Below are 19301 nucleotides of genomic sequence, written 5' to 3' on the forward strand. Positions count from 1 at the left end.
AAAAAACAAATAAAATATGAAAGCATACGTTTTTCCAGGACAAGGAGCTCAATTTACAGGAATGGGTAAAGACCTATATGAAAACTCTCCTGTTGCTAAAGAATTATTTGAAAAAGCTAATGAAATTCTAGGTTTTAGAATTACTGATATTATGTTTGAAGGAACTGCTGAAGAATTAAAAGAAACGAAAGTTACACAACCTGCAGTTTTTTTACATTCCGTTATATTAGCTAAAGTTTTAGATGTTAAACCTGAAATGGTTGCTGGACATTCATTAGGCGAATTTTCTGCATTAGTAGTAAATGGTGCTTTATCTTTTGAAGATGGTTTGAAATTAGTTTCGCAAAGAGCTATGGCTATGCAAAAAGCTTGTGAAATTACTCCTTCTACTATGGCTGCTGTATTAAACCTTGATGATAAAATTGTTGAGGACATTTGCGCCTCTATTGATGGCGTTGTAGTTGCAGCCAATTACAATTGCCCCGGTCAATTAGTAATTTCTGGAGAATATAAAGCGGTTGAAGCTGCTTGTGAAAAAATGAAAGAGGCAGGTGCAAAACGTGCTTTAATTTTACCTGTTGGAGGTGCTTTCCACTCACCTATGATGGAACCAGCTCGTGAAGAATTAGCTGCAGCTATTGAAGCTACAACTTTTTTAGCACCAAGTTGCCCAGTTTATCAAAATGTAACAGCAACCGCAATTTCTGATGCAACTGAAATTAAGAAAAACTTAATTGCTCAATTAACTGGAGCGGTTAGATGGACACAATCAGTTAACCAAATGATTGCTGACGGAGCTACAAGTTTTACTGAAGTTGGTCCAGGGAAAGTTCTTGTTGGATTAGTAAATAAAATTAATAAAGAAGTAGAAACAGTTTCAGCTACTTTGTAAAAACTAAATACATAAATCCCTTTAAAAAAGGGATTTTTTATTTCTTATGAATTATAAAAACGTTTTTGAAAAATTAGAAGTTTCCAAAGTAATCAAGCCAGAAATTGGTTACAATTTGTACACACCTTTAGATTTATCGGCTACAAATACGCATTTAAAAAAGGAAAAGTTAGATACTGCTCAAGATTATGAAAAGTATATTCAAAAAGTTTTAGATGAGAATAAAACTAAAATTGCTTATGGTGGTTATTTAGAAACTCGAAATTTGTATAAAAGAAGTACTGTTTTTAATAATCAAGAAGAAAACGAACGTAATATTCACATTGGCTTAGATCTATGGATAAATGAAGATGCTTCTATACATGCAGTACTAGATGGAAAAATTCATAGTTTCCAAAACAACACAGCTTTAGGCGATTATGGCCCAACAATAATATTGGAACACAACTTTGATGACTTTACATTTTATTCTTTGTATGGACACCTAAATGAAGCTTCATTAGAAAATATAAAAGTTGGCGATAAAATTAAAAAAGGCCAACAAATAGCAAATCTTGGTTTACCGCCAATTAACGGAGATTATGCGCCTCATTTACATTTTCAATTGATTAAGGATTTGCAAGGTAAAAAAGGAGATTATCCTGGAGTTTGTAGCCAAAACGACTTAGAGTTTTATAAAGTAAATTGTCCCGATCCTAATTTGCTTTTGAGGATTATTTAATTTCTAATCTTTTGTTCCCATTTCCAAGCACTCGACAATGCATCTTCCAAAGAAGATTGCGCTTGCCATCCTAGAATTTTGTTAGCTTTATCAGTATTTGCGTAGGCCTCAATTACATCGCCAGCTCTTCTGCCAACTATTTTATAAGGTAATTTTTTATTCGATACTTTTTCAAAAGCAGTTATAACTTCTAATACTGAGCTTCCTTTTCCAGTTCCAATATTAAAAGTTTCTACTTTTTGAATGTTTTTATTTTTAATTAAGCGTTGCAAGGCAACAACATGGGCATTGGCTAAATCAACTACATGTATATAGTCTCGAACAGCAGTACCATCTGATGTAGGATAGTCATCTCCAAAAACGGATAATTCTTTTCGTAAACCAACAGCTGTTTGTGTAATAAATGGCACTAAGTTTTGTGGAACTCCTAAAGGTAATTCTCCTATTTCAGCGGAAGGATGTGCTCCAATTGGATTGAAATAACGTAACAAAATAGCATTGATATTAGATACCTTTGCAACATCCGAAATAATTTCTTCTCCAATTTGCTTAGTATTTCCATAAGGCGACATAGCCTCTTGTACAGGAGCATTTTCCGTAATTGGCATTTTTTCTGCTTGTCCATATACTGTACAAGACGAACTAAAAATAAAATTAGCTTTTTCTATTGCTTGTAGTTCTTGTAATAAATAGACTAAAGCATTGATGTTGTTTTCATAATATAACAACGGATTTTCAACACTTTCGCCTACCGCTTTACTAGCTGCAAAATGAATTACTCCATTTATATCCTTATGTTTTGCAAAAAAATCTTGAACTGATTTTTTATCACGTAAATCAATATTTTCGAAAACTGGACGCTTTTTTGTAATACGTTCAATTCCATCTAAAACATCAATAGAGGAATTAAATAAATTGTCGATAACAACAACTTCAAATCCTTCATTTTGAAGTTCAACTACAGTATGTGAACCAATAAACCCTAAACCGCCTGTTACTAGTATTTTCATTTTTAAAAGAATAAAGAATAAAGAAAACAGAACATAGACAAGCTTCTTTTCTCTATACTCTATTTTCTATACTCTTAAAATTAAACAAACTCTAAAACCGAATCAGTAATAAATTTAATTTGTTCGTCGTCTAATTCAGTATGCATTGGTAATGCAATAACTTCATCACACAATTGATTCGTTACTTTAAAATCTTCTTCTTTATAACGACTATCTAAATACGCTTTTTGTTTGTGTAATGGAATTGGGTAATAAATAGCACACGGAATTCCTTTTTCTTGCAAATGCGCTAATAGTCCGTCTCGTTTTCCGTTTAAAACTCTAAATACATATTGATGAAATACGTGACAATCACAATTTTTACAAATTGTTGGCACCCATAAATTTGAATTTACCCCTAAAGCTTCTGAATATTTTCTAGCGGCTTCTTGTCGGGCTTTATTATAAGCATCCAAATGAGGTAATTTTGCTTTTAAAACTCCAGCCTGAATACTATCCAAACGTGAGTTAACTCCCACAACATCATGATGATAACGAACGTACATACCGTGATTTACAATTCCTCTTAAAGTATGTGCTAATGCATCATCATTAGTGAAAATTGCTCCACCATCGCCATAACAACCTAAGTTTTTAGAAGGGAAAAATGAAGTTGCCCCAACATGACCTATAGTTCCAACTTTTTGTTTTTTACCCTCTTTATTAGTAAAATCAGCACCAATAGCTTGTGCATTATCTTCAATTACGTATAAATTGTGCTCGTTTGCAATTTCCATAATGGCATCCATATTTGCCGCACGCCCAAATAAATGCACCGGAACAATTGCTTTTGTTTTCGGTGTAATTGCTTTTTTAATAGCTTCAATTGATATATTCATATTGTTCATATCAACATCTACTAAAACAGGTGTTAGTTGTAATAAAGCAATAACTTCTACGGTTGCTGCAAAAGTAAAATCAGCTGTAATAACTTCATCACCCGGTTTTAATCCTAATCCCATCATGGCAATTTGTAACGCATCCGTTCCATTAGCACAAGGAATTACATGTTTTACACCTAAATATTGCTCTAAATCAGTTTGAAACTGGTGAACCAAAGGTCCGTTAATGTATGTATTTGTATCTAAAACTTCTTGAATAGAAGCATTAACTTCATCTTTTATTTTTTCGTATTGACTTTTTAAGTCAACCATTTGTAATTTTCGCATCGTAATAAAATTTAGCTTAACAAAAGTAAGAAATAATGCGCTACTTTTTTAGCATAAAGAAAAAGAAACGTATTTTAGCCAATAAATTGTTAGCATGCTATTTCTCTATACCATTTTAACGCACATTGCTAGTTTAATCTTAAAGGTTTTAGCCCTTTTTAGCCCGAAACTAAAACTATTTGTTAAAGGCAGAAAAGATGTTTTCTCAACTTTAAAAACTAAAATTAATTCTACTGATAAAGTAATTTGGGTTCATGCAGCTTCTTTAGGTGAGTATGAGCAAGGTATTCCTGTTATGGAAGCTTTAAAAAAAGAGTTTCCTACACATAAATTAGTTGTTACTTTCTTTTCGCCATCAGGTTACGAAGTCAGAAAAAACAACACGTTAGCTGATGTTACAGTTTATTTACCTCTTGACACCAAACCTAATGCTAAAAAGTTTATAAAAATCACTCATCCTGAATTGGTTTTATTTATAAAGTATGAATTTTGGCCCAATTATCTAAACGAGTTAAAAAGATTAAACATTTCAACTTATCTAGTTTCTGGAATATTTAGAGAAAAACAAGCTTTCTTTAAATGGTATGGTAGATTTTATAGAGATGCACTTAAAACTTTCAATCATTTTTTTGTTCAAAACGATTCTTCAAAACAATTAATACAATCTATCGGGTTTAATAATGTAACTATTTCTGGTGACACACGTTTTGATAGAGTGGTTGATATTTTAAATAGAGATAATTCATTAGATTTTATTGAAAACTTTAGATTTCTCGACTCCGCTCGAAATGACAAAGCAACTCTAATTGTTATTGGAAGTTCTTGGCCTAAAGATGAAGAATTACTGGTTAATTATATCAATCAAAGTTCAGATGAAATAAAATTTATTATTGCACCTCATAACATTAAGCAAGATCAAATATCAAATCTAAAATCATCAATCAAAAAGAAAACAATTTTATTTTCAGAAAAAGAAAATCAAAACTTAAGTGAATTCGAAGTTTTCATAATTGACACTATTGGTATTTTGACTAAGATTTACAGCTATGCTGATATTGCTTATGTAGGTGGTGGCTTCGGAAATCCAGGCGTTCATAATATATTAGAACCTGCGACTTTTGGCGTTCCAATTGTAATTGGTCCAAATTATTCACACTTTGCGGAAGCAATAGCTTTAGTTCATCAAGAAGGTTGTCTTTCTATTAAAAATGAAACCGAATTAAAATTAGCTTTTGATTCACTTTTATACAATTCAGACGAGCGAAATGAAAAAGGCCATATTTGTGAAACTTTCGTTCAGATGAACAAAGGAGCAACAACTAAAATAATTACACACATTCTTAACAAAAACCTAAATAAACAACGCTAATTTATATTTTATGTAAATTGCAGCTTTAAAACCTACAAAAAAATGAGAATTCTAAAATTACTTATTGTTTTATTATCATTCCCAATCTTTGCTCAACAAGGTGGAATGTGGATTCCTAGTATGTTACAAGGAATGAACGAAAATGAAATGCATCGTTTAGGTATGAAAATTAACGCACAAGATATTTATGACGTTAATAATTCAAGTATCAAAGATGCAATTATTCATTTCGATGGAGGATGTACTTCTGAAATAATTTCTCCAAAGGGATTATTACTTACAAATCATCATTGTGGTTATGGCGAAATTCAAAGTCATTCGACTGTTGAGAACGATTATTTACAGGATGGTTTTTGGGCAATGTCTATGAATGAAGAATTACCAAATCCTGGAATGGTTGCTACTCTAATTGTAAGCATTCATGATGTAACTAATACCGTTTTAGAAGGCGTTTCTCAACTATCTTCTGAATCTGAAAAACAAAAGAAAATTCAAGATAATATTTCAAGAGTTCAAACTACATTTCCAAAAGAGGCTTGGCAAGAGAATAAAATCAAGACTTTCTACGAAGGAAACCAATATATTTTATTTGTAACTGAAACTTTCAAAGACATTCGTTTAGTTGGAGCTCCACCGAGTTCAATTGGGAAATTCGGCTCGGATACAGATAACTGGGTTTGGCCACGTCATACTGGAGATTTTTCAATTTTTAGAATTTACGCTGGGAAAGACAACAAACCTGCCGAATATTCAAAAGATAACATTCCTTATACTCCAAAACACTTTTTACCAGTTTCTATAGACGGAATTGCAGAAGGTGACTTCACTATGGTTTTTGGTTTCCCTGGAAGAACACAAGAATATTTACCATCGTTTGCAGTTGAACAAATTGTGAACACTTTAAATCCTGCTAAAATTGAAGTTCGCGATGCAGCTTTAAAAGTTCAAGACGGATTTATGCGTAAAGATCAAGCGATTAAAATTCAATATGCTTCTAAATATGCAAGTGTTGCAAATTATTGGAAAAAATGGATTGGTGAAAGTCAAGGTTTAAAAAAATCGAATGCCATTCAACTTAAAAAAGATTACGAAACTGAATTTCTTAAACAAGTTGCTAAAAATGGTAAACAAGCACAATATGGAAATTTATTATCAAGCTTTGAGAAGAATTATTCTGCCATTAATGATTATGCTTTAGCAAGAGACTATTTTATTGAAGTCGCTTTAAGAAATACAGAGTTATTAAGTGCTGGTTTTAGACTTTATCAATTAGAACAACTATACAAAGCTAAAGGTGAACAAGCTTTTAACGACAGAAAAGACAATACAATTAAGAGTTTTGAAAGTTTTTATAAAGATTACAATGCTAAAGTAGATGAAAAAGTGGCTGAAAAATTAGTTGCACTTTATTTAGAAAAATCTCCTTTACTTTCTTCTGAATTAAAAGCATTAGATAAAAATAAAATTGTAAGCGAAGTTTATTCAAAATCAAAATTAACTTCATATAATGGATTGAAATCGTTATTAGAAGGTGATGCAAATAAAGTATTGAAAAACTTAAACAAAGACAAAGGATACTTATTTGTTAAAAAATTAGCAGATAATTTTTATGCTAATATTGGTCCAAAATATGACGAAATTAATCTTGAAATTGGTGCTTTACAACGTGAATACATGAAAGCGCAATTGGAAATGTTTCCTAACGGAAGATTCTTCCCTGATGCTAATAGTACTTTGAGAATTACTTACGGTCAAGTTAAAGGCTACAATCCAAGTGATGCAGTATACTATGAGCCTGTAACACATTTAGAAGGTGTAATGGAAAAATATGTACCTGGCGATTATGAATTTGATGTACCTACAAAATTATTAGACTTAATTAAAAATAAAGATTATGGTCAATACGCTGAAAACGGAAAAATGCCAGTTTGTTTCATTGCTACTAATCATACAACTGGTGGAAACTCTGGAAGTCCTGCTTTAGACGCTAACGGAAACCTAATTGGATTAAACTTTGACCGTGTTTGGGAAGGAACAATGAGTGATATTCATTATGACCCAGAAATTTGTAGAAATATAATGGTTGACATACGATATGTACTATTTATTATCGACAAATATGCAGGTGCTAAACATCTAATTGAAGAAATGAAATTAGCACACCCTAAAAAGATGTAAATTTAGTAGTGATTAGACAATAATTTTTCAATAATAACTCACTGAAAATGAGGATTTATAAATAATTAAAAAAATATTTTAAAAAAAATCGCAAAATTATTTTGTCAAGTCAAAAAATTTATATCTTTGCTACGAATTAATAATTAACCTTTTATAATTTAGTAAGATGAAAAAAGTTGTTTTAAGCTTAGCATTAGTTGCTATGATGTTCGTATCTTGTAAAGAAACTGCTGAAAATACAGAAGCTGTAGAAGCTGCTGCTACTGAAGCTGTTGAAGCTACTGAAGAGGCTGCTACTGAGGCTGTTGAGGCTGTTGAAGTTGCTGCTGACTCTGCTACTGCTGCTGTTGAAGCTGCTGTAGAAGAAGTTAAAGAAGAAGCTGCTCACTAAGATTAAGCTTACAGAAAAAATAAAGCTCCACTAAGTGGGGCTTTTTTTATGCTGTTTCTCCAAATATATCTAATCCAGAAGAAAAATCTAATACCTCAGCCTCAAAAACATACTTCACAACTTCATCAATCCCTTTTTGAAGTAACAATTGTGTAGTATACTTTCTGCTTTTTGCAATTTCTTTTTCTTTTAAAATAACTCTAAAGAAAAATTTACCATTTCCAGAACGGAAACGCATAAAGACTAGCTCCTCTATATGGCGTTTTAAAAATTCGATTTCTTCTTCACATTCGAAACGTAATTCAAATTCGTTACTTGTAAAAATGGTTTTTCCTTTACGAGAAACCAATTCATACTTATACGCGTCGTTTAAACGTTTAGATATTACAAAAGTGGCCATGTTTTTTTATAGTTTTCAATTGCAAAATAAAAATTAAAGATGAAACCTATCTTTAAAAAAAATAAAAGTTATCAAAAGTCTATAAACAAAAAAAGCTCCTAACAAAGTTAGAAGCCTTTAGTACTCAAGGCGGGACTTGAACCCGCACGGGCATTACTACCCACTGGATTTTAAGTCCAGCGTGTCTACCAATTCCACCACTCGAGCATTGATATATATATTGAAAATTTAAAAATAAAGCCTTTTTGAACCAAGCAAAAAGGCTTTAGTACTCAAGGCGGGACTTGAACCCGCACGGGCATTACTACCCACTGGATTTTAAGTCCAGCGTGTCTACCAATTCCACCACTCGAGCAAAATTTAAATTTTCATGGAGCGAAAAACGGGGTTCGAACCCGCGACCTCAACCTTGGCAAGGTTGCGCTCTACCAACTGAGCTATTTTCGCGTATATTTAAGAACGTTTTTCTTGATTGCGAGTGCAAATATATAATATATTTTTCTTTCTACAAGTACTTTTAAACAAAAAATAGAACTTTTTTATAACGTTTTGATAACGAATAAATTATTTTTTACCTAACATTCGTTTTATCTCATTCAACTTCATTAAAGCTTCTACAGGCGTTAAAGTATTAATGTCTAAATTTACAATTTCTTCTTTTATTTCTTCTAATAATGGATCGTCTAGATTAAAGAAACTCAATTGCATTTCATCATCTGTTGCTTTCAACCCACTTAATTCTTCTGCAGAATGGTTTTTCTCTAACTTCTTTAACATTTTCTGTGCTTTTTGAATTACCGTTTGCGGCATTCCTGCCATTTTAGCTACGTGAATACCAAAACTATGCGCACTGCCGCCTTTCACTAATTTGCGAATAAACAAAACCGTATCTTTCAATTCCTTTACCGAAACATTAAAGTTTTGAATGCGTTCAAAAATTAATTCCATTTCATTTAACTCGTGATAATGCGTAGCAAATAAAGTTTTCGGTTTGTGTGGATGTTCGTGTAAATATTCGGAAATAGCCCACGCAATTGAAATTCCATCATATGTTGATGTTCCTCGGCCAATTTCATCTAGCAACACCAAACTTCTTTCTGAAATATTATTCAAAATGGAAGCCGTTTCATTCATTTCCACCATAAAAGTAGATTCGCCCATCGAAATGTTATCGCTCGCTCCTACTCTTGTAAAAATCTTATCTACAATACCCATTCGAACGCTTTCCGCTGGAACAAAACTTCCCATTTGAGCCAACAACACAATTAAAGCGGTTTGACGCAAAATTGCCGATTTACCCGACATATTCGGACCCGTAATCATAATAATTTGTTGACTTTCTCTATCCAAATACACATCATTTGAAATATACGGAACACCAACAGGCAATTGCTTTTCAATTACTGGATGACGACCTTCTTTTATTTCTAGATCGAAAGAATCGTCTAAAATTGGTCGGGCATAATTATTCTCAATCGCTAATTGCGTGAACGATTGCAAACAATCTAATTGCGCCACTAAATTAGCATTATGCTGAACCGGTTTTATATAGGTTGCCATCCAATTTATCAATTGCTCAAAAATTTGATTTTCTAACAATTGAATCTTTTCTTCGGCTCCTAAAATCTTAGCTTCGTATTCTTTTAATTCTTCGGTAATGTATCGCTCCGCACTTACTAAAGTTTGCTTACGAATCCATTCCGACGGAACTTTATCTTTATGTGTATTTCGAACTTCGATATAATATCCAAAAACATTATTGAAAGCTACTTTTAATGAAGGAATTCCAGTGGTTTCACTTTCGCGCTGCTCTAAATCTTCTAAATACGCTTTTCCGTTTTGAGAAATATTTCTTAGTTGGTCTAACTCTTCACTAATTCCTGTTGCAATTGCATTTCCTTTATTAATGTTTACAGGCGCATCTTGATTTAAAGTATTCCCAATTTTCTCACGAAGCAATTCGCAAGCATGTAAACTATCACCAATCGTTTTTAACGCTTCATTCGAACTTTTTAAAGCTAATTCTTTAATGGGAACAATCGCATCTAAAGATTCTTTTAAATATACCACTTCTCGTGGTGACACTTTACCTGCCGCCACTTTTGAAATCAAACGCTCTAAATCAGAAATTTGTTTGATTTGGTATTGAATTGCATTTAAAACCTCACTATTCTCCTTCAAATACGAAACCACTTCATGACGACTTTCTATGCGACTTGCATCTTTTAACGGTAAAGCCAACCAACGTTTTTGCAAACGCGCCCCCATGGGCGACAAAGTCTTATCTATAACATCTAAAAGTGTTACCGCATTTACATTCGTAGAATGATACAATTCTAAATTTCGAATCGTAAAACGATCCATCCAAACGTAAGCATCTTCTGCAATACGTTGAATATTCGTAATATGTCGAATTTTATTATGTTGGGTTTCCGATAAATAATACAACACTGCACCCGAAGCAATAACGCCTTCTTGTAATTCTTCAATACCAAAACCTTTTAATGAATTGGTTTGAAAATGTTTGGTTAGACTTTCAACGGCATAATCTTCTTTGAAAATCCAATCTTCCAAATAAAAAGTGTGGTAATCTTCGCCAAAAACCTCTCTAAATTTAGTCTTAAATTGCTTTGGCACTAAAATTTCACTTGGACCAAAATTCTGCAACAACTTATCGACATATTCTTCGTTTCCTTGAGCTGTTAAAAACTCGCCTGTAGAAACATCTAAAAATGAAACACCTAAATATTTCTTACCAAAACTTACAGCAGCTAAGAAATTATTAGACTTCGCTTGTAAAACCTCATCATTCATCGCAACACCTGGTGTAACCAATTCGGTAACACCTCGTTTTACTATGGTTTTAGTCATTTTTGGATCTTCTAATTGATCGCAAATCGCCACTCGAAGTCCAGCTTTAACTAATTTGGGTAAATAGGTATTTAAAGAATGATGTGGAAAACCTGCCAATGCCGTTTCACTATCAGAACCTGCACCACGTTTTGTTAGAGTAATTCCTAAAATTCCTGCAGCTCTAACAGCATCTTCACCAAAGGTTTCATAGAAATCGCCCACACGAAACAACAAACAAGCATCAGGATATTTTGCCTTGATACTATTGTATTGCTGCATTAATGGAGTTTCCTTTTTTTCTTTGGTTTTCGTTGCTTCTTTCTTAGCCACAATTCTTAAATTTTAGTGTAGTTGCGAAGGTAATAAAAAGAGCACAATGACAATATTAAAATTAATAGCAATTTGAAAATTTATAAAGACAATTTAATAAGTTTTCCTCTTTCATTTTCTTTGCTTGTCCAAAGAAAACGAAACAAAAGAAAGGACACTTTTACGAGGAATTTTTAATCTATGATTAAAACCGTCTGAAAAACTCTGCGTCGCTTCCCTCCTGTTTTCAGAGCTTTTTCAGACTATTCTTGCGTAAAAGAATGCAAAGCTACGCTTTGCTGAAACAATAAAAATTGACACAACTCCAAATTGTCTAATTAACACATTATATCTATTTTTGCAGCATGAGAAAATTAGCCAACGAAGAATTAAATCGCATTAGTAAAGAAGATTTTAAAAAATCTGAAAAAACACCAATTATTGTAATTCTAGATGATATTAGAAGCTTACACAATATTGGTTCGGTTTTTAGAACGAGCGACGCATTCTTGTTGGAAAAAATTTATTTGTGTGGTATAACCGCAACACCACCCAATAAAGAAATTCATAAAACAGCTCTTGGCGCAACGGATACGGTTGCCTGGGAATACGCAAAAGATGTTTTAGAAGTTATTCAAAAGTTAAAAGAAGAAAACGTAAATATTTTTTCGGTAGAACAAACAGAAAATTCTATCATGTTAAATGATTTTCAAGCGGAAACAAACCAACGTTATGCGTTAATTTTTGGAAACGAAGTAAAAGGTGTTTCGCAAGAAGCGATTAATTTAAGCGATGGTGTTATTGAAATTCCACAATTAGGAAGTAAACACTCGCTAAATATTTCGGTTAGTGCTGGAATTGTAATTTGGGATTTGTTTCAGAAGTTTTTTGAGAAAAAAGAGTAAAGAAAATAGAGGATAGATTTTAATTTTTACTCTTATTAAAATCTCTTAATTTTTTATTCAAAATTTTCAATAATTCATCACACTTTATATCTAAAAAAGCAGTCTGTATACTAAATTCAGAATTAACTGCTCTCTTTGGTATAATCTCTTTTAAGATTTTATAAAATAAAGAATTTGAATATTTTTCTGAAGGTTTTTTTAATTCAACAAAAATAATTCTATTAGTCACAAAACCTCTATGATAAGTATTTACTAAAAAAAAAGATTCTATATCTTCAAACTTTACAACTCTATCTTTTTTTAAGAATATCGATATAAAAACCTCATTATCATTAACAATTAACATTGGCGATTTTTTTGACAATAGATAAATAGAATGAATAATCCCAAAACTAAAAAGTATTAAACCTAATAACAGCATAATACTTTTAAGAGGTTTAACATCGAAATTTATCATTTCATCAAAATAAAAAACACCTATAAATACAAAAAAACATCCAGCTGATAAGTAAATAGCTGCTTTCTCTTTATTTACAAATATGTTTTTAATATTTTCCAAAATACTTCTTTTCTATATTTTCTACCCTCTATTTTCTCCTTCACCTCATCCAAAATCTTCACATAATCTTCTTGATTTTTTACAAAATCAAAATCGGAAACATCAATGATTAAAACATTTAAATCGGTTTGGGTTTTGATGTAATCTAAATAACCGCGATTGATTTTTTCTAAATATTCGGCTGGAATTTCTTGTTCGTAATTACGACCTCGTTTTTTAATATTAGTCAATAATCGTTCTGTATTTTGATACAAATACACATACAAATCGGGTTTTGGCATTTCTTTGTGAATAATGTCAAACATGGTTTTGTACAAACGAAATTCATCTTCTTGCAAAGTAACTTTGGCGAAAATCAACGATTTTACGATGTGATAATCGGATACAATAAAATCTTTAAACAAATCAAACTGCGATAAATCATCTGTTAATTGTTGGTAACGATCGGCTAAAAAAGACATTTCTAAAGGAAATGCGTAGCGATTTTGGTCTTTATAAAATTTCGGTAAAAAAGGATTATCGGCAAAGCGTTCTAAAACCAATTTTGCATTCAAATCTTCAGCAATCTTTGAAGATAATGTAGTTTTTCCAGCGCCGATATTTCCTTCAATTGAAATGTAATTGTAATTATCGAATTGTAAATCTTGTAAAGGCGATTTTAGTTTTCCAAAAACTGTACAATCTGATTTATCTTCGGTAATTTCTAAAAGCTCTTGAATTGATTTTTTGAAAACAGGATGTTCCCATTGAAAATTCAAATCTGAGAAGGGTAACAAAACAAACTTTCTATCTTGCATTCGCGGATGTGGTACTTGCAATTCGTTTGCTTCAATAATTTCTTCATTACAAGCTATAACATCTAAATCAATTGTTCGCGAAGCATATCCATTTTCAGTAGAACGAATTCTACCCAATTCTTTTTCTAGTTTCAATAATTGCTTTAAAACTTTAGAAGCCGATTTAGAAGTATGAACCAAAACAACCGCATTTAAAAAAGCATCGCCTTCAAAACCTAAAGCTGGCGTTTCATACACTTTTGACGCTTGAACAACAGTTGCAATTTTGTTATGAATCGACAAAACCGCTTGTTCTAAATAGTCCAAACGATTACCTTCATTACTTCCTAATGCTATTACAATTTGATTTTGATTCATCATTGGCAAAATAACAAACTATTTTTTCTAAAATAAACCAAAAAAGTTTTTTTTATGAACATGTAACATTTTTAACAATTTACACACTAACTTTTTAAATAAAATTACTGACAAAATGAAATTTTTAGGAAATGTATTAGCAACTGTAATTGGGATATTTGTATTCTTCATGTTGTTCTTTTTTGGCATCATGTTTATTGGGCTAATTTTTGGTGGAGATGGTGAAACTGTAAAAGTTAAAGAAAACTCTATTATTGAGTTAGATTTATCTAAAGTTAATCTTGATTATGCAGGAAAAATAAACTTTAAAGAATTTAATTATTTTGAAAGCAAGCACAATGGATTGATTGATGTCATAAATGCCATTGAATATGCAAAAACAGATGATAAAATAGAGGGAATTTCAATCTTGAACAATTTCTCAAGTTTAGGTTTAGCGCAAAGTAAAGCACTTCGTGATGAATTAGAGAGCTTTAAAAAATCAGGAAAATTTGTTGTTGCTTATTCTAATTATTTAACACAAAACGATTATTATTTAAACTCGGTTGCAGATACTTTGTACTTAAATCCAGTTGGTGAACTTGATTTTAAAGGATTAGCTTCAGAAATTATTTACATGAAAAATCTTCAAGAGAAAACAGGTGTTAAAATGGAAGTTTTACGTCATGGAAAATACAAAAGTGCTGTTGAACCTTTCTTAGCACAAGAAATGAGTCCGGAAAACCGTGAACAAATGACGGTTTTATTAGAATCGGCTTGGGAAACTATTGTAACCGATATTTCGAAAAGTAGAAATATTTCGGTTGATAGTTTAAATAGTATTGCTAATTCACTTGGTGGAAGAACTCCAGATTTAGCTTTAGCTAAGAATTTAATAGACAAAGTTGCTTATGAAGATGTTTATCACAATGCTATTCGTAAAAAACTTGATGTTGAAGCTGAAGAAGAATATAACAAAGTAACTATTGTTGATTATGCAAAAAGCGTAGCAACTACTTCAGTAGATTTTTCAAAAAAAGATATAGTTGCTGTTATATATGCACAAGGAGAAATTCAAGGTGGCGAAGGCGATGTAAATATAATTGGCGAAGGTGCCATTAGACGTTCTTTAAAAGAAGCACGAAACGATGACGATGTAAAAGCAATTGTTTTGCGTGTGAATAGCCCTGGTGGAAGTGCTTTGACTTCAGAATTAATTTGGAGAGAAATCGAATTAACTAAAAAAGTAAAACCAGTCGTAGTATCAATGAGTAATTATGCCGCTTCTGGAGGATATTACATTGCGTGTAATGCTGATAGAATTTTTGCGGAGCCAAGTACAATTACAGGTTCGATAGGCGTTTTTGGAATGTTACCAAACATGGAAGAACTAGCAACAAATATTGGTATTAACGCTGAACAAGTTAAAACGCATAACAACGCAAGTGGTTATAGTGTATTTGAACCATTAGACGAAAATTTTAAAATGGTTACATTAGAAAGTATCGAAAATATCTATACAATTTTTTTACAACGTGTTGCAGCAGGAAGAAACATGACGGTTGAACAAGTTGATAGTATTGCTCAAGGTAGAGTTTGGACAGGCTCTGACGCTGTTAAAAATGGTTTAGTTGATGAATTAGGCGGATTAGATAAAGCTATTGCATACGCAGCTAAATTAGGTAAAACAGATTCCTATAGAACTGAAAATTATCCTGAATACGAAAAAAACTTTGATGATGTTTTAGCTAATTTCGGGTTATCTACTTTTTATAAATCAAAAGAGACTATCTTAAAAGAAGAATTAGGCGAAGAAAACTACAAAGTTTTCGAACAAATTAAAAAAGCCAACCAATTAAAAGGTATTCAAGCTTTAATGCCTTACGAATTGAATATTAAATAATAGTATAGATATTTTAAGTTAAAAGGTTACAACAAGTTTGTAGCCTTTTTTTTATTTTTACCAAATGGAAACACAAAACAAATTCTTAGCCCAACGTATTTACTTTATCTTAAGTGCACTTTTCATTTGTTCTTTAGTGGTTTCTAATTTAATTTTTCAAAAGTTTTTCTATTGGTATCCGTTTGGAGATGTTGAGTTTCTTGGCGCAAAGTTTTTCGAAGTTTCTGTTGGTATTTTACCTTACCCTATTACGTTTTTAATTACAGATATTATCTCTGAAATCTATGGGAAGAAAAAAGCCAATCAAGTTGTAACCAACGGAATTTTTGCTTCTATTTTTTCATTGGGAATAATTTATGTTGCAAATCAAGTTCCAGCAATAGAAAATTCCCCAGTAGACAATGCATTGTTTTCAAAAGTATTTGGACAAACAGCTTTAGCTGTTTTAGCCTCTATGTTAGCCTATTTAGCGGCACAATACATAGATATACAAGTATATCATTTTTGGAAAAAATTGACACAAGGAAAAAAATTATGGCTACGTAATAATTTCTCAACTATGACTTCTCAAGCTGTTGATACATTTACAGTTTTGTTACTTCTTTGTTCATTTGAAATTTTACCATGGGAAGTTTTCTGGAAGTTATTTATAAGTGGATTTGCTTTTAAAATATTTATAGCTTTGATAGATACACCTTTTATGTATTTAGCTGTTTTTCTCTTCCGTAGAAAATTCAACTTAAAGGTAAATGAAGAACTTTCTATCGATTAATTATTTTTTTTAACGAAAGCTTAAACAAATTTGAACTTTTTGGCGTTAAATTTGTAGTAAAATTTCATCAAATTAACATACATTCTTATGGTTAAGAAAATTCTAAAAGGTCTGGGAATATTTTTATTGCTAACAGTTATCGTTTTAGCAGCAGCTCCTTTCTTATTTAAAGACAAAATAAAAGCTCTAGTTTTAAAAACAATTAATGAAAATGTTGATGCAACTGTTGCATTTACCGATGTTGATTTAAGCTTATTAAAGAATTTTCCACAAGCTAATGTTACTATAAATGAATTAAGTATAATCAACAAAGCTCCATTTGAGGGTGATACTTTATTTTACTCAGGTGAATTAAACCTTAAAATGAGTATTAAAGAATTACTAAAAGATGAAACTGAAACTATGAATTTGGAAAGTTTTAGTTCTTCAAATGCTTTAGTGAATGTAATTGTTAACAAAGAGGGTATTGCAAATTATGATATTGCTTTAAAAACTGATAAAAAAGAAAGTGAAAGTGAAAGTAAACCTTTCAATTTGAATATTCAAAACTATGAAATTGAAAATTTAAAAGTTTCGTATTTAGATGAAGGTACAAAAATGAAATTAGCCTTAAATGATTTGAATCATTCGGGTAAAGGTAATTTTGGTTCTCAAAAATTAGATTTAGACACTAAAACATCTACTCGATTGTCTTTTGAAATGGATGGCACAAATTATATGAATAATGTTTTACTAAAACTTGATGCCGTTTTGGGAATTGATTTAGAACAAATGAAATTTGAGTTTAAAGAAAATAAAGCACTAATAAATCAATTGCCTTTAGAGTTTGATGGTTTTCTCCAAATGTTAGAAGATGGACAATTATACAATTTAACTTTCAAAACGCCTACTTCCGATTTTAAAAACTTCTTAGGATTAGTTCCAGAAGCTTATGCAGGAAATATCAGCCAAGTTAAAACCACCGGTGAGTTTAAAGTTTCAGGAAAAGTAGAGGGCAAATTAACCGAAACTACTATTCCAAAATTCAATATTGAATTGGCTTCAAATAATGCTTCTTTTCAATATCCTGATTTACCTAAATCGGTTAAAAATATTATAATTGACACGCATATAGTAAATGAAACAGGTTTAATGCAAGATATTTATGTGGATTTAGACAAGTTATCTTTTGCAATCGACCAAGATGTTTTTAACGCTAAAGCCAACATTAGAAATCTTGACACAAACCCATTAGTTAACGCTGAACTAAAAGGTGTTATTAATTTAGCTAATGTTTCAAAAGCATATCCAGTGCAATTAGAAAAACCTTTAACAGGAATTTTAAAAGCAGATGTTACAACAAAATTTGACATGAATTCCGTTGAAAAAAGTCAATACCAAAATATACAAAATTCAGGTTTGATTCAGTTGACAGGCTTTCAATATGAAGGGGAAGAAATGGCAAAACCTTTCAAAATAAACAATACAGAAGTGGCTTTTAATACTAATCAAATTCGATTAAATGCTTTTGATGCTAAGACTGGCGATAGTGATTTACAAATTAATGGTAGTCTTGACAACCTTTATGGTTTCTTATTTAAGAAACAGGTATTAAAAGGAAATTTCAACATGAATTCAACAAAATTTGTTGTTTCTGATTTTATGTCGCCCACTACAACTACTAATGAAGAAGGTAAAAAAACAACGGAAGCTGTAAAAATTCCTTCGTTCTTAGATTGTTCACTATCAGCAAAAGCTGTAACTGTTATTTATGACAATTTAAACTTGAAAAATGTTACGGGTAATTTAGCGATAAAAGATGAAGCCGTTACGTTATCAAACTTAAATATGGATGTTTTTGGTGGAAGTATTGGTCTAACGGGAACCGTTTCTACAAAAGGAGCTACACCAAAATTCAATATGGATTTAGGACTTAACGCCGTAAATATTGCAGAATCTTTTACGCAATTAGACATGCTAAAAAGTATTGCTCCTATTGCCAATACAATTAACGGTAAATTGAATTCAAATATAAAACTATCAGGTGATTTAACACAAGACATGACGCCTAATTTAAAAACAATTTCTGGAGATTTAGCTGGACAATTATTATCAACAACTATAAATGAGAACAACTCAAAATTATTAAGTACGTTAAGCTCTAATGTTAAGTTTTTAGATGTAAGCAAATTAAATTTAAATGATGTTAAAGCATCGCTTTCTTTCAAAGATGGCAAGGTTGCTTTGAAACCAATGAATTTAAAATACGAAGACATTCATATGACAATTGGTGGTACGCATGGCTTTGACCAAAGCATGAATTATGATGTAAAATTTGATGTTCCAGCAAAATATTTAGGAACTGAAATTACTTCTTTATTGTCAAAATTAACACCTGCTGACCAACAAAAAATTGAAAGTGTACCTGTTACGGCAAACTTAACGGGAAGCTTTACAAATCCTGCTGTAAAAACCGATTTAAAATCTGCAACAACTAATTTGGCTTCACAATTAGTTAAAATGCAAAAAGAAAAATTACTAAATCAAGGCGCAGGTGCTTTGGGTAATCTTTTAGGAGGAAACAAAGACACAACTAGTTCAAGTGCTAACCCAACAACAGATTCTACAAAAACAGAGACTCCAAAAAATCAAGTTAAAGATGCTGTTAAAGATGGTTTAAATAGTTTATTTGGAAATAAGAAAAAGAAAAACGAATAAT

Annotated in this window: 15 protein-coding genes and 3 tRNA genes; 9 read left to right on the forward strand and 9 right to left on the reverse strand. The window is 31.4% G+C overall.

The genetic code is table 11. The features are described from left to right. Positions 1-16: 16 nt before the first annotated feature. The gene (gene fabD, locus KK2020170_RS01560) at positions 17-892 is read left to right on the forward strand and encodes an ACP S-malonyltransferase (protein ID WP_221259060.1); all 876 of its coding nucleotides are present in this window, start codon (positions 17-19) and stop codon (positions 890-892) included. A 46-nt stretch (positions 893-938) separates the two neighbouring features. Further along, on the forward strand, positions 939-1613 hold the full coding sequence (locus KK2020170_RS01565; RefSeq protein ID WP_221259061.1) for a peptidoglycan DD-metalloendopeptidase family protein: 675 nt from the start codon (positions 939-941) through the stop codon (positions 1611-1613). Here the strand turns inward: KK2020170_RS01565 and galE are convergent. Continuing rightward, positions 1610-2623, reverse strand: coding sequence for a UDP-glucose 4-epimerase GalE (gene galE, locus KK2020170_RS01570; RefSeq protein ID WP_221259062.1), 1014 nt, complete (start codon positions 2621-2623; stop codon positions 1610-1612). The two genes, KK2020170_RS01565 and galE, sit on opposite strands and share 4 nt — an antisense overlap. 80 nt (positions 2624-2703) lie before the next feature. After that, positions 2704-3831 (reverse strand): DegT/DnrJ/EryC1/StrS family aminotransferase, encoded by a 1128-nt coding sequence (locus tag KK2020170_RS01575; RefSeq protein WP_221259063.1) that lies wholly within the window; start codon positions 3829-3831, stop codon positions 2704-2706. Positions 3832-3925: 94 nt separating this feature from the next. Here KK2020170_RS01575 and KK2020170_RS01580 point away from each other — a divergent pair, with 94 nt between their 5' ends. The 3 genes from KK2020170_RS01580 (at position 3926) to KK2020170_RS01590 (ending at position 7769) form a co-directional block, all read left to right on the forward strand. After that, positions 3926-5200: a 3-deoxy-D-manno-octulosonic acid transferase gene (locus KK2020170_RS01580; RefSeq protein ID WP_221259064.1), complete on the forward strand. Its 1275-nt coding sequence runs from the start codon at positions 3926-3928 to the stop codon at positions 5198-5200. A 42-nt stretch (positions 5201-5242) separates the two neighbouring features. Beyond that, entirely contained in the window at positions 5243-7378 is a 2136-nt protein-coding gene (locus KK2020170_RS01585) for a S46 family peptidase (RefSeq protein WP_221259065.1), read from the forward strand. A 166-nt stretch (positions 7379-7544) separates the two neighbouring features. Next, positions 7545-7769: a hypothetical protein gene (locus KK2020170_RS01590; RefSeq protein ID WP_221259066.1), complete on the forward strand. Its 225-nt coding sequence runs from the start codon at positions 7545-7547 to the stop codon at positions 7767-7769. Positions 7770-7815: 46 nt separating this feature from the next. On the opposite strand, the gene KK2020170_RS01595 is transcribed toward KK2020170_RS01590, so the two are convergent. The 5 genes from KK2020170_RS01595 to mutS all read right to left on the reverse strand — a co-directional run bounded on the left by KK2020170_RS01595 (position 7816) and on the right by mutS (position 11301). Next, positions 7816-8169, reverse strand: a complete 354-nt coding sequence (locus KK2020170_RS01595) for a DUF1508 domain-containing protein (protein ID WP_221259067.1) — start codon at positions 8167-8169, stop codon at positions 7816-7818. Positions 8170-8290: 121 nt separating this feature from the next. Continuing rightward, positions 8291-8376: transfer RNA gene (locus tag KK2020170_RS01600), tRNA-Leu, on the reverse strand. A 62-nt stretch (positions 8377-8438) separates the two neighbouring features. After that, positions 8439-8524, reverse strand: a tRNA-Leu gene (locus KK2020170_RS01605). A 16-nt stretch (positions 8525-8540) separates the two neighbouring features. Beyond that, positions 8541-8616 (reverse strand) — tRNA-Gly (locus KK2020170_RS01610). Between the two features lie 117 nt (positions 8617-8733). After that, positions 8734-11301 (reverse strand): DNA mismatch repair protein MutS, encoded by a 2568-nt coding sequence (mutS, locus tag KK2020170_RS01615; RefSeq protein WP_221259972.1) that lies wholly within the window; start codon positions 11299-11301, stop codon positions 8734-8736. Between the two features lie 395 nt (positions 11302-11696). On the opposite strand from mutS, the gene KK2020170_RS01620 reads away from it, so the two are divergent. Then, the gene (locus KK2020170_RS01620) at positions 11697-12236 is read left to right on the forward strand and encodes an RNA methyltransferase (RefSeq protein ID WP_221259068.1); all 540 of its coding nucleotides are present in this window, start codon (positions 11697-11699) and stop codon (positions 12234-12236) included. Positions 12237-12255: 19 nt separating this feature from the next. On the opposite strand, the gene KK2020170_RS01625 is transcribed toward KK2020170_RS01620, so the two are convergent. Further along, positions 12256-12795, reverse strand: coding sequence for an STM3941 family protein (locus tag KK2020170_RS01625; RefSeq protein ID WP_221259069.1), 540 nt, complete (start codon positions 12793-12795; stop codon positions 12256-12258). Continuing rightward, the gene (folK, locus tag KK2020170_RS01630; protein ID WP_221259070.1) at positions 12768-13952 is read right to left on the reverse strand and encodes a 2-amino-4-hydroxy-6-hydroxymethyldihydropteridine diphosphokinase; all 1185 of its coding nucleotides are present in this window, start codon (positions 13950-13952) and stop codon (positions 12768-12770) included. The genes KK2020170_RS01625 and folK overlap by 28 nt, the downstream gene beginning before the upstream one ends. 112 nt (positions 13953-14064) lie before the next feature. Between folK and sppA the strand changes: the two genes are divergently transcribed. The 3 genes from sppA to KK2020170_RS01645 all read left to right on the forward strand — a co-directional run bounded on the left by sppA (position 14065) and on the right by KK2020170_RS01645 (position 19300). Then, positions 14065-15831, forward strand: a complete 1767-nt coding sequence (gene sppA / locus KK2020170_RS01635) for a signal peptide peptidase SppA (protein ID WP_221259071.1) — start codon at positions 14065-14067, stop codon at positions 15829-15831. 64 nt (positions 15832-15895) lie between these two features. Further along, positions 15896-16603: a queuosine precursor transporter gene (locus KK2020170_RS01640; protein ID WP_221259072.1), complete on the forward strand. Its 708-nt coding sequence runs from the start codon at positions 15896-15898 to the stop codon at positions 16601-16603. A gap of 87 nt (positions 16604-16690) precedes the next feature. After that, positions 16691-19300, forward strand: a complete 2610-nt coding sequence (locus tag KK2020170_RS01645; protein WP_221259073.1) for an AsmA-like C-terminal region-containing protein — start codon at positions 16691-16693, stop codon at positions 19298-19300. Position 19301: the final 1 nt, after the last annotated feature.

The organism is Flavobacterium okayamense, assembly GCF_019702945.1.
GTDB lineage: Bacteria > Bacteroidota > Bacteroidia > Flavobacteriales > Flavobacteriaceae > Flavobacterium > Flavobacterium okayamense.

What these genes read in the sequence shown, in the direction of transcription:
- fabD (WP_221259060.1), top strand. Translation starts at nt 17, where the DNA reads ATGAAAGCATACGTTTTTCCAGGACAAGGAGCTCAATTTACAGGAATG.
- KK2020170_RS01645 (WP_221259073.1), top strand. Translation starts at nt 16,691, where the DNA reads ATGGTTAAGAAAATTCTAAAAGGTCTGGGAATATTTTTATTGCTAACA.
- folK (WP_221259070.1), bottom strand. Translation starts at nt 13,952, where the DNA reads ATGATGAATCAAAATCAAATTGTAATAGCATTAGGAAGTAATGAAGGT.
- galE (WP_221259062.1), bottom strand. Translation starts at nt 2,623, where the DNA reads ATGAAAATACTAGTAACAGGCGGTTTAGGGTTTATTGGTTCACATACT.
- KK2020170_RS01595 (WP_221259067.1), bottom strand. Translation starts at nt 8,169, where the DNA reads ATGGCCACTTTTGTAATATCTAAACGTTTAAACGACGCGTATAAGTAT.
- KK2020170_RS01575 (WP_221259063.1), bottom strand. Translation starts at nt 3,831, where the DNA reads ATGCGAAAATTACAAATGGTTGACTTAAAAAGTCAATACGAAAAAATA.
- KK2020170_RS01620 (WP_221259068.1), top strand. Translation starts at nt 11,697, where the DNA reads ATGAGAAAATTAGCCAACGAAGAATTAAATCGCATTAGTAAAGAAGAT.
- mutS (WP_221259972.1), bottom strand. Translation starts at nt 11,301, where the DNA reads ATGCAGCAATACAATAGTATCAAGGCAAAATATCCTGATGCTTGTTTG.
- KK2020170_RS01640 (WP_221259072.1), top strand. Translation starts at nt 15,896, where the DNA reads ATGGAAACACAAAACAAATTCTTAGCCCAACGTATTTACTTTATCTTA.
- KK2020170_RS01585 (WP_221259065.1), top strand. Translation starts at nt 5,243, where the DNA reads ATGAGAATTCTAAAATTACTTATTGTTTTATTATCATTCCCAATCTTT.
- KK2020170_RS01590 (WP_221259066.1), top strand. Translation starts at nt 7,545, where the DNA reads ATGAAAAAAGTTGTTTTAAGCTTAGCATTAGTTGCTATGATGTTCGTA.
- KK2020170_RS01565 (WP_221259061.1), top strand. Translation starts at nt 939, where the DNA reads ATGAATTATAAAAACGTTTTTGAAAAATTAGAAGTTTCCAAAGTAATC.
- sppA (WP_221259071.1), top strand. Translation starts at nt 14,065, where the DNA reads ATGAAATTTTTAGGAAATGTATTAGCAACTGTAATTGGGATATTTGTA.
- KK2020170_RS01580 (WP_221259064.1), top strand. Translation starts at nt 3,926, where the DNA reads ATGCTATTTCTCTATACCATTTTAACGCACATTGCTAGTTTAATCTTA.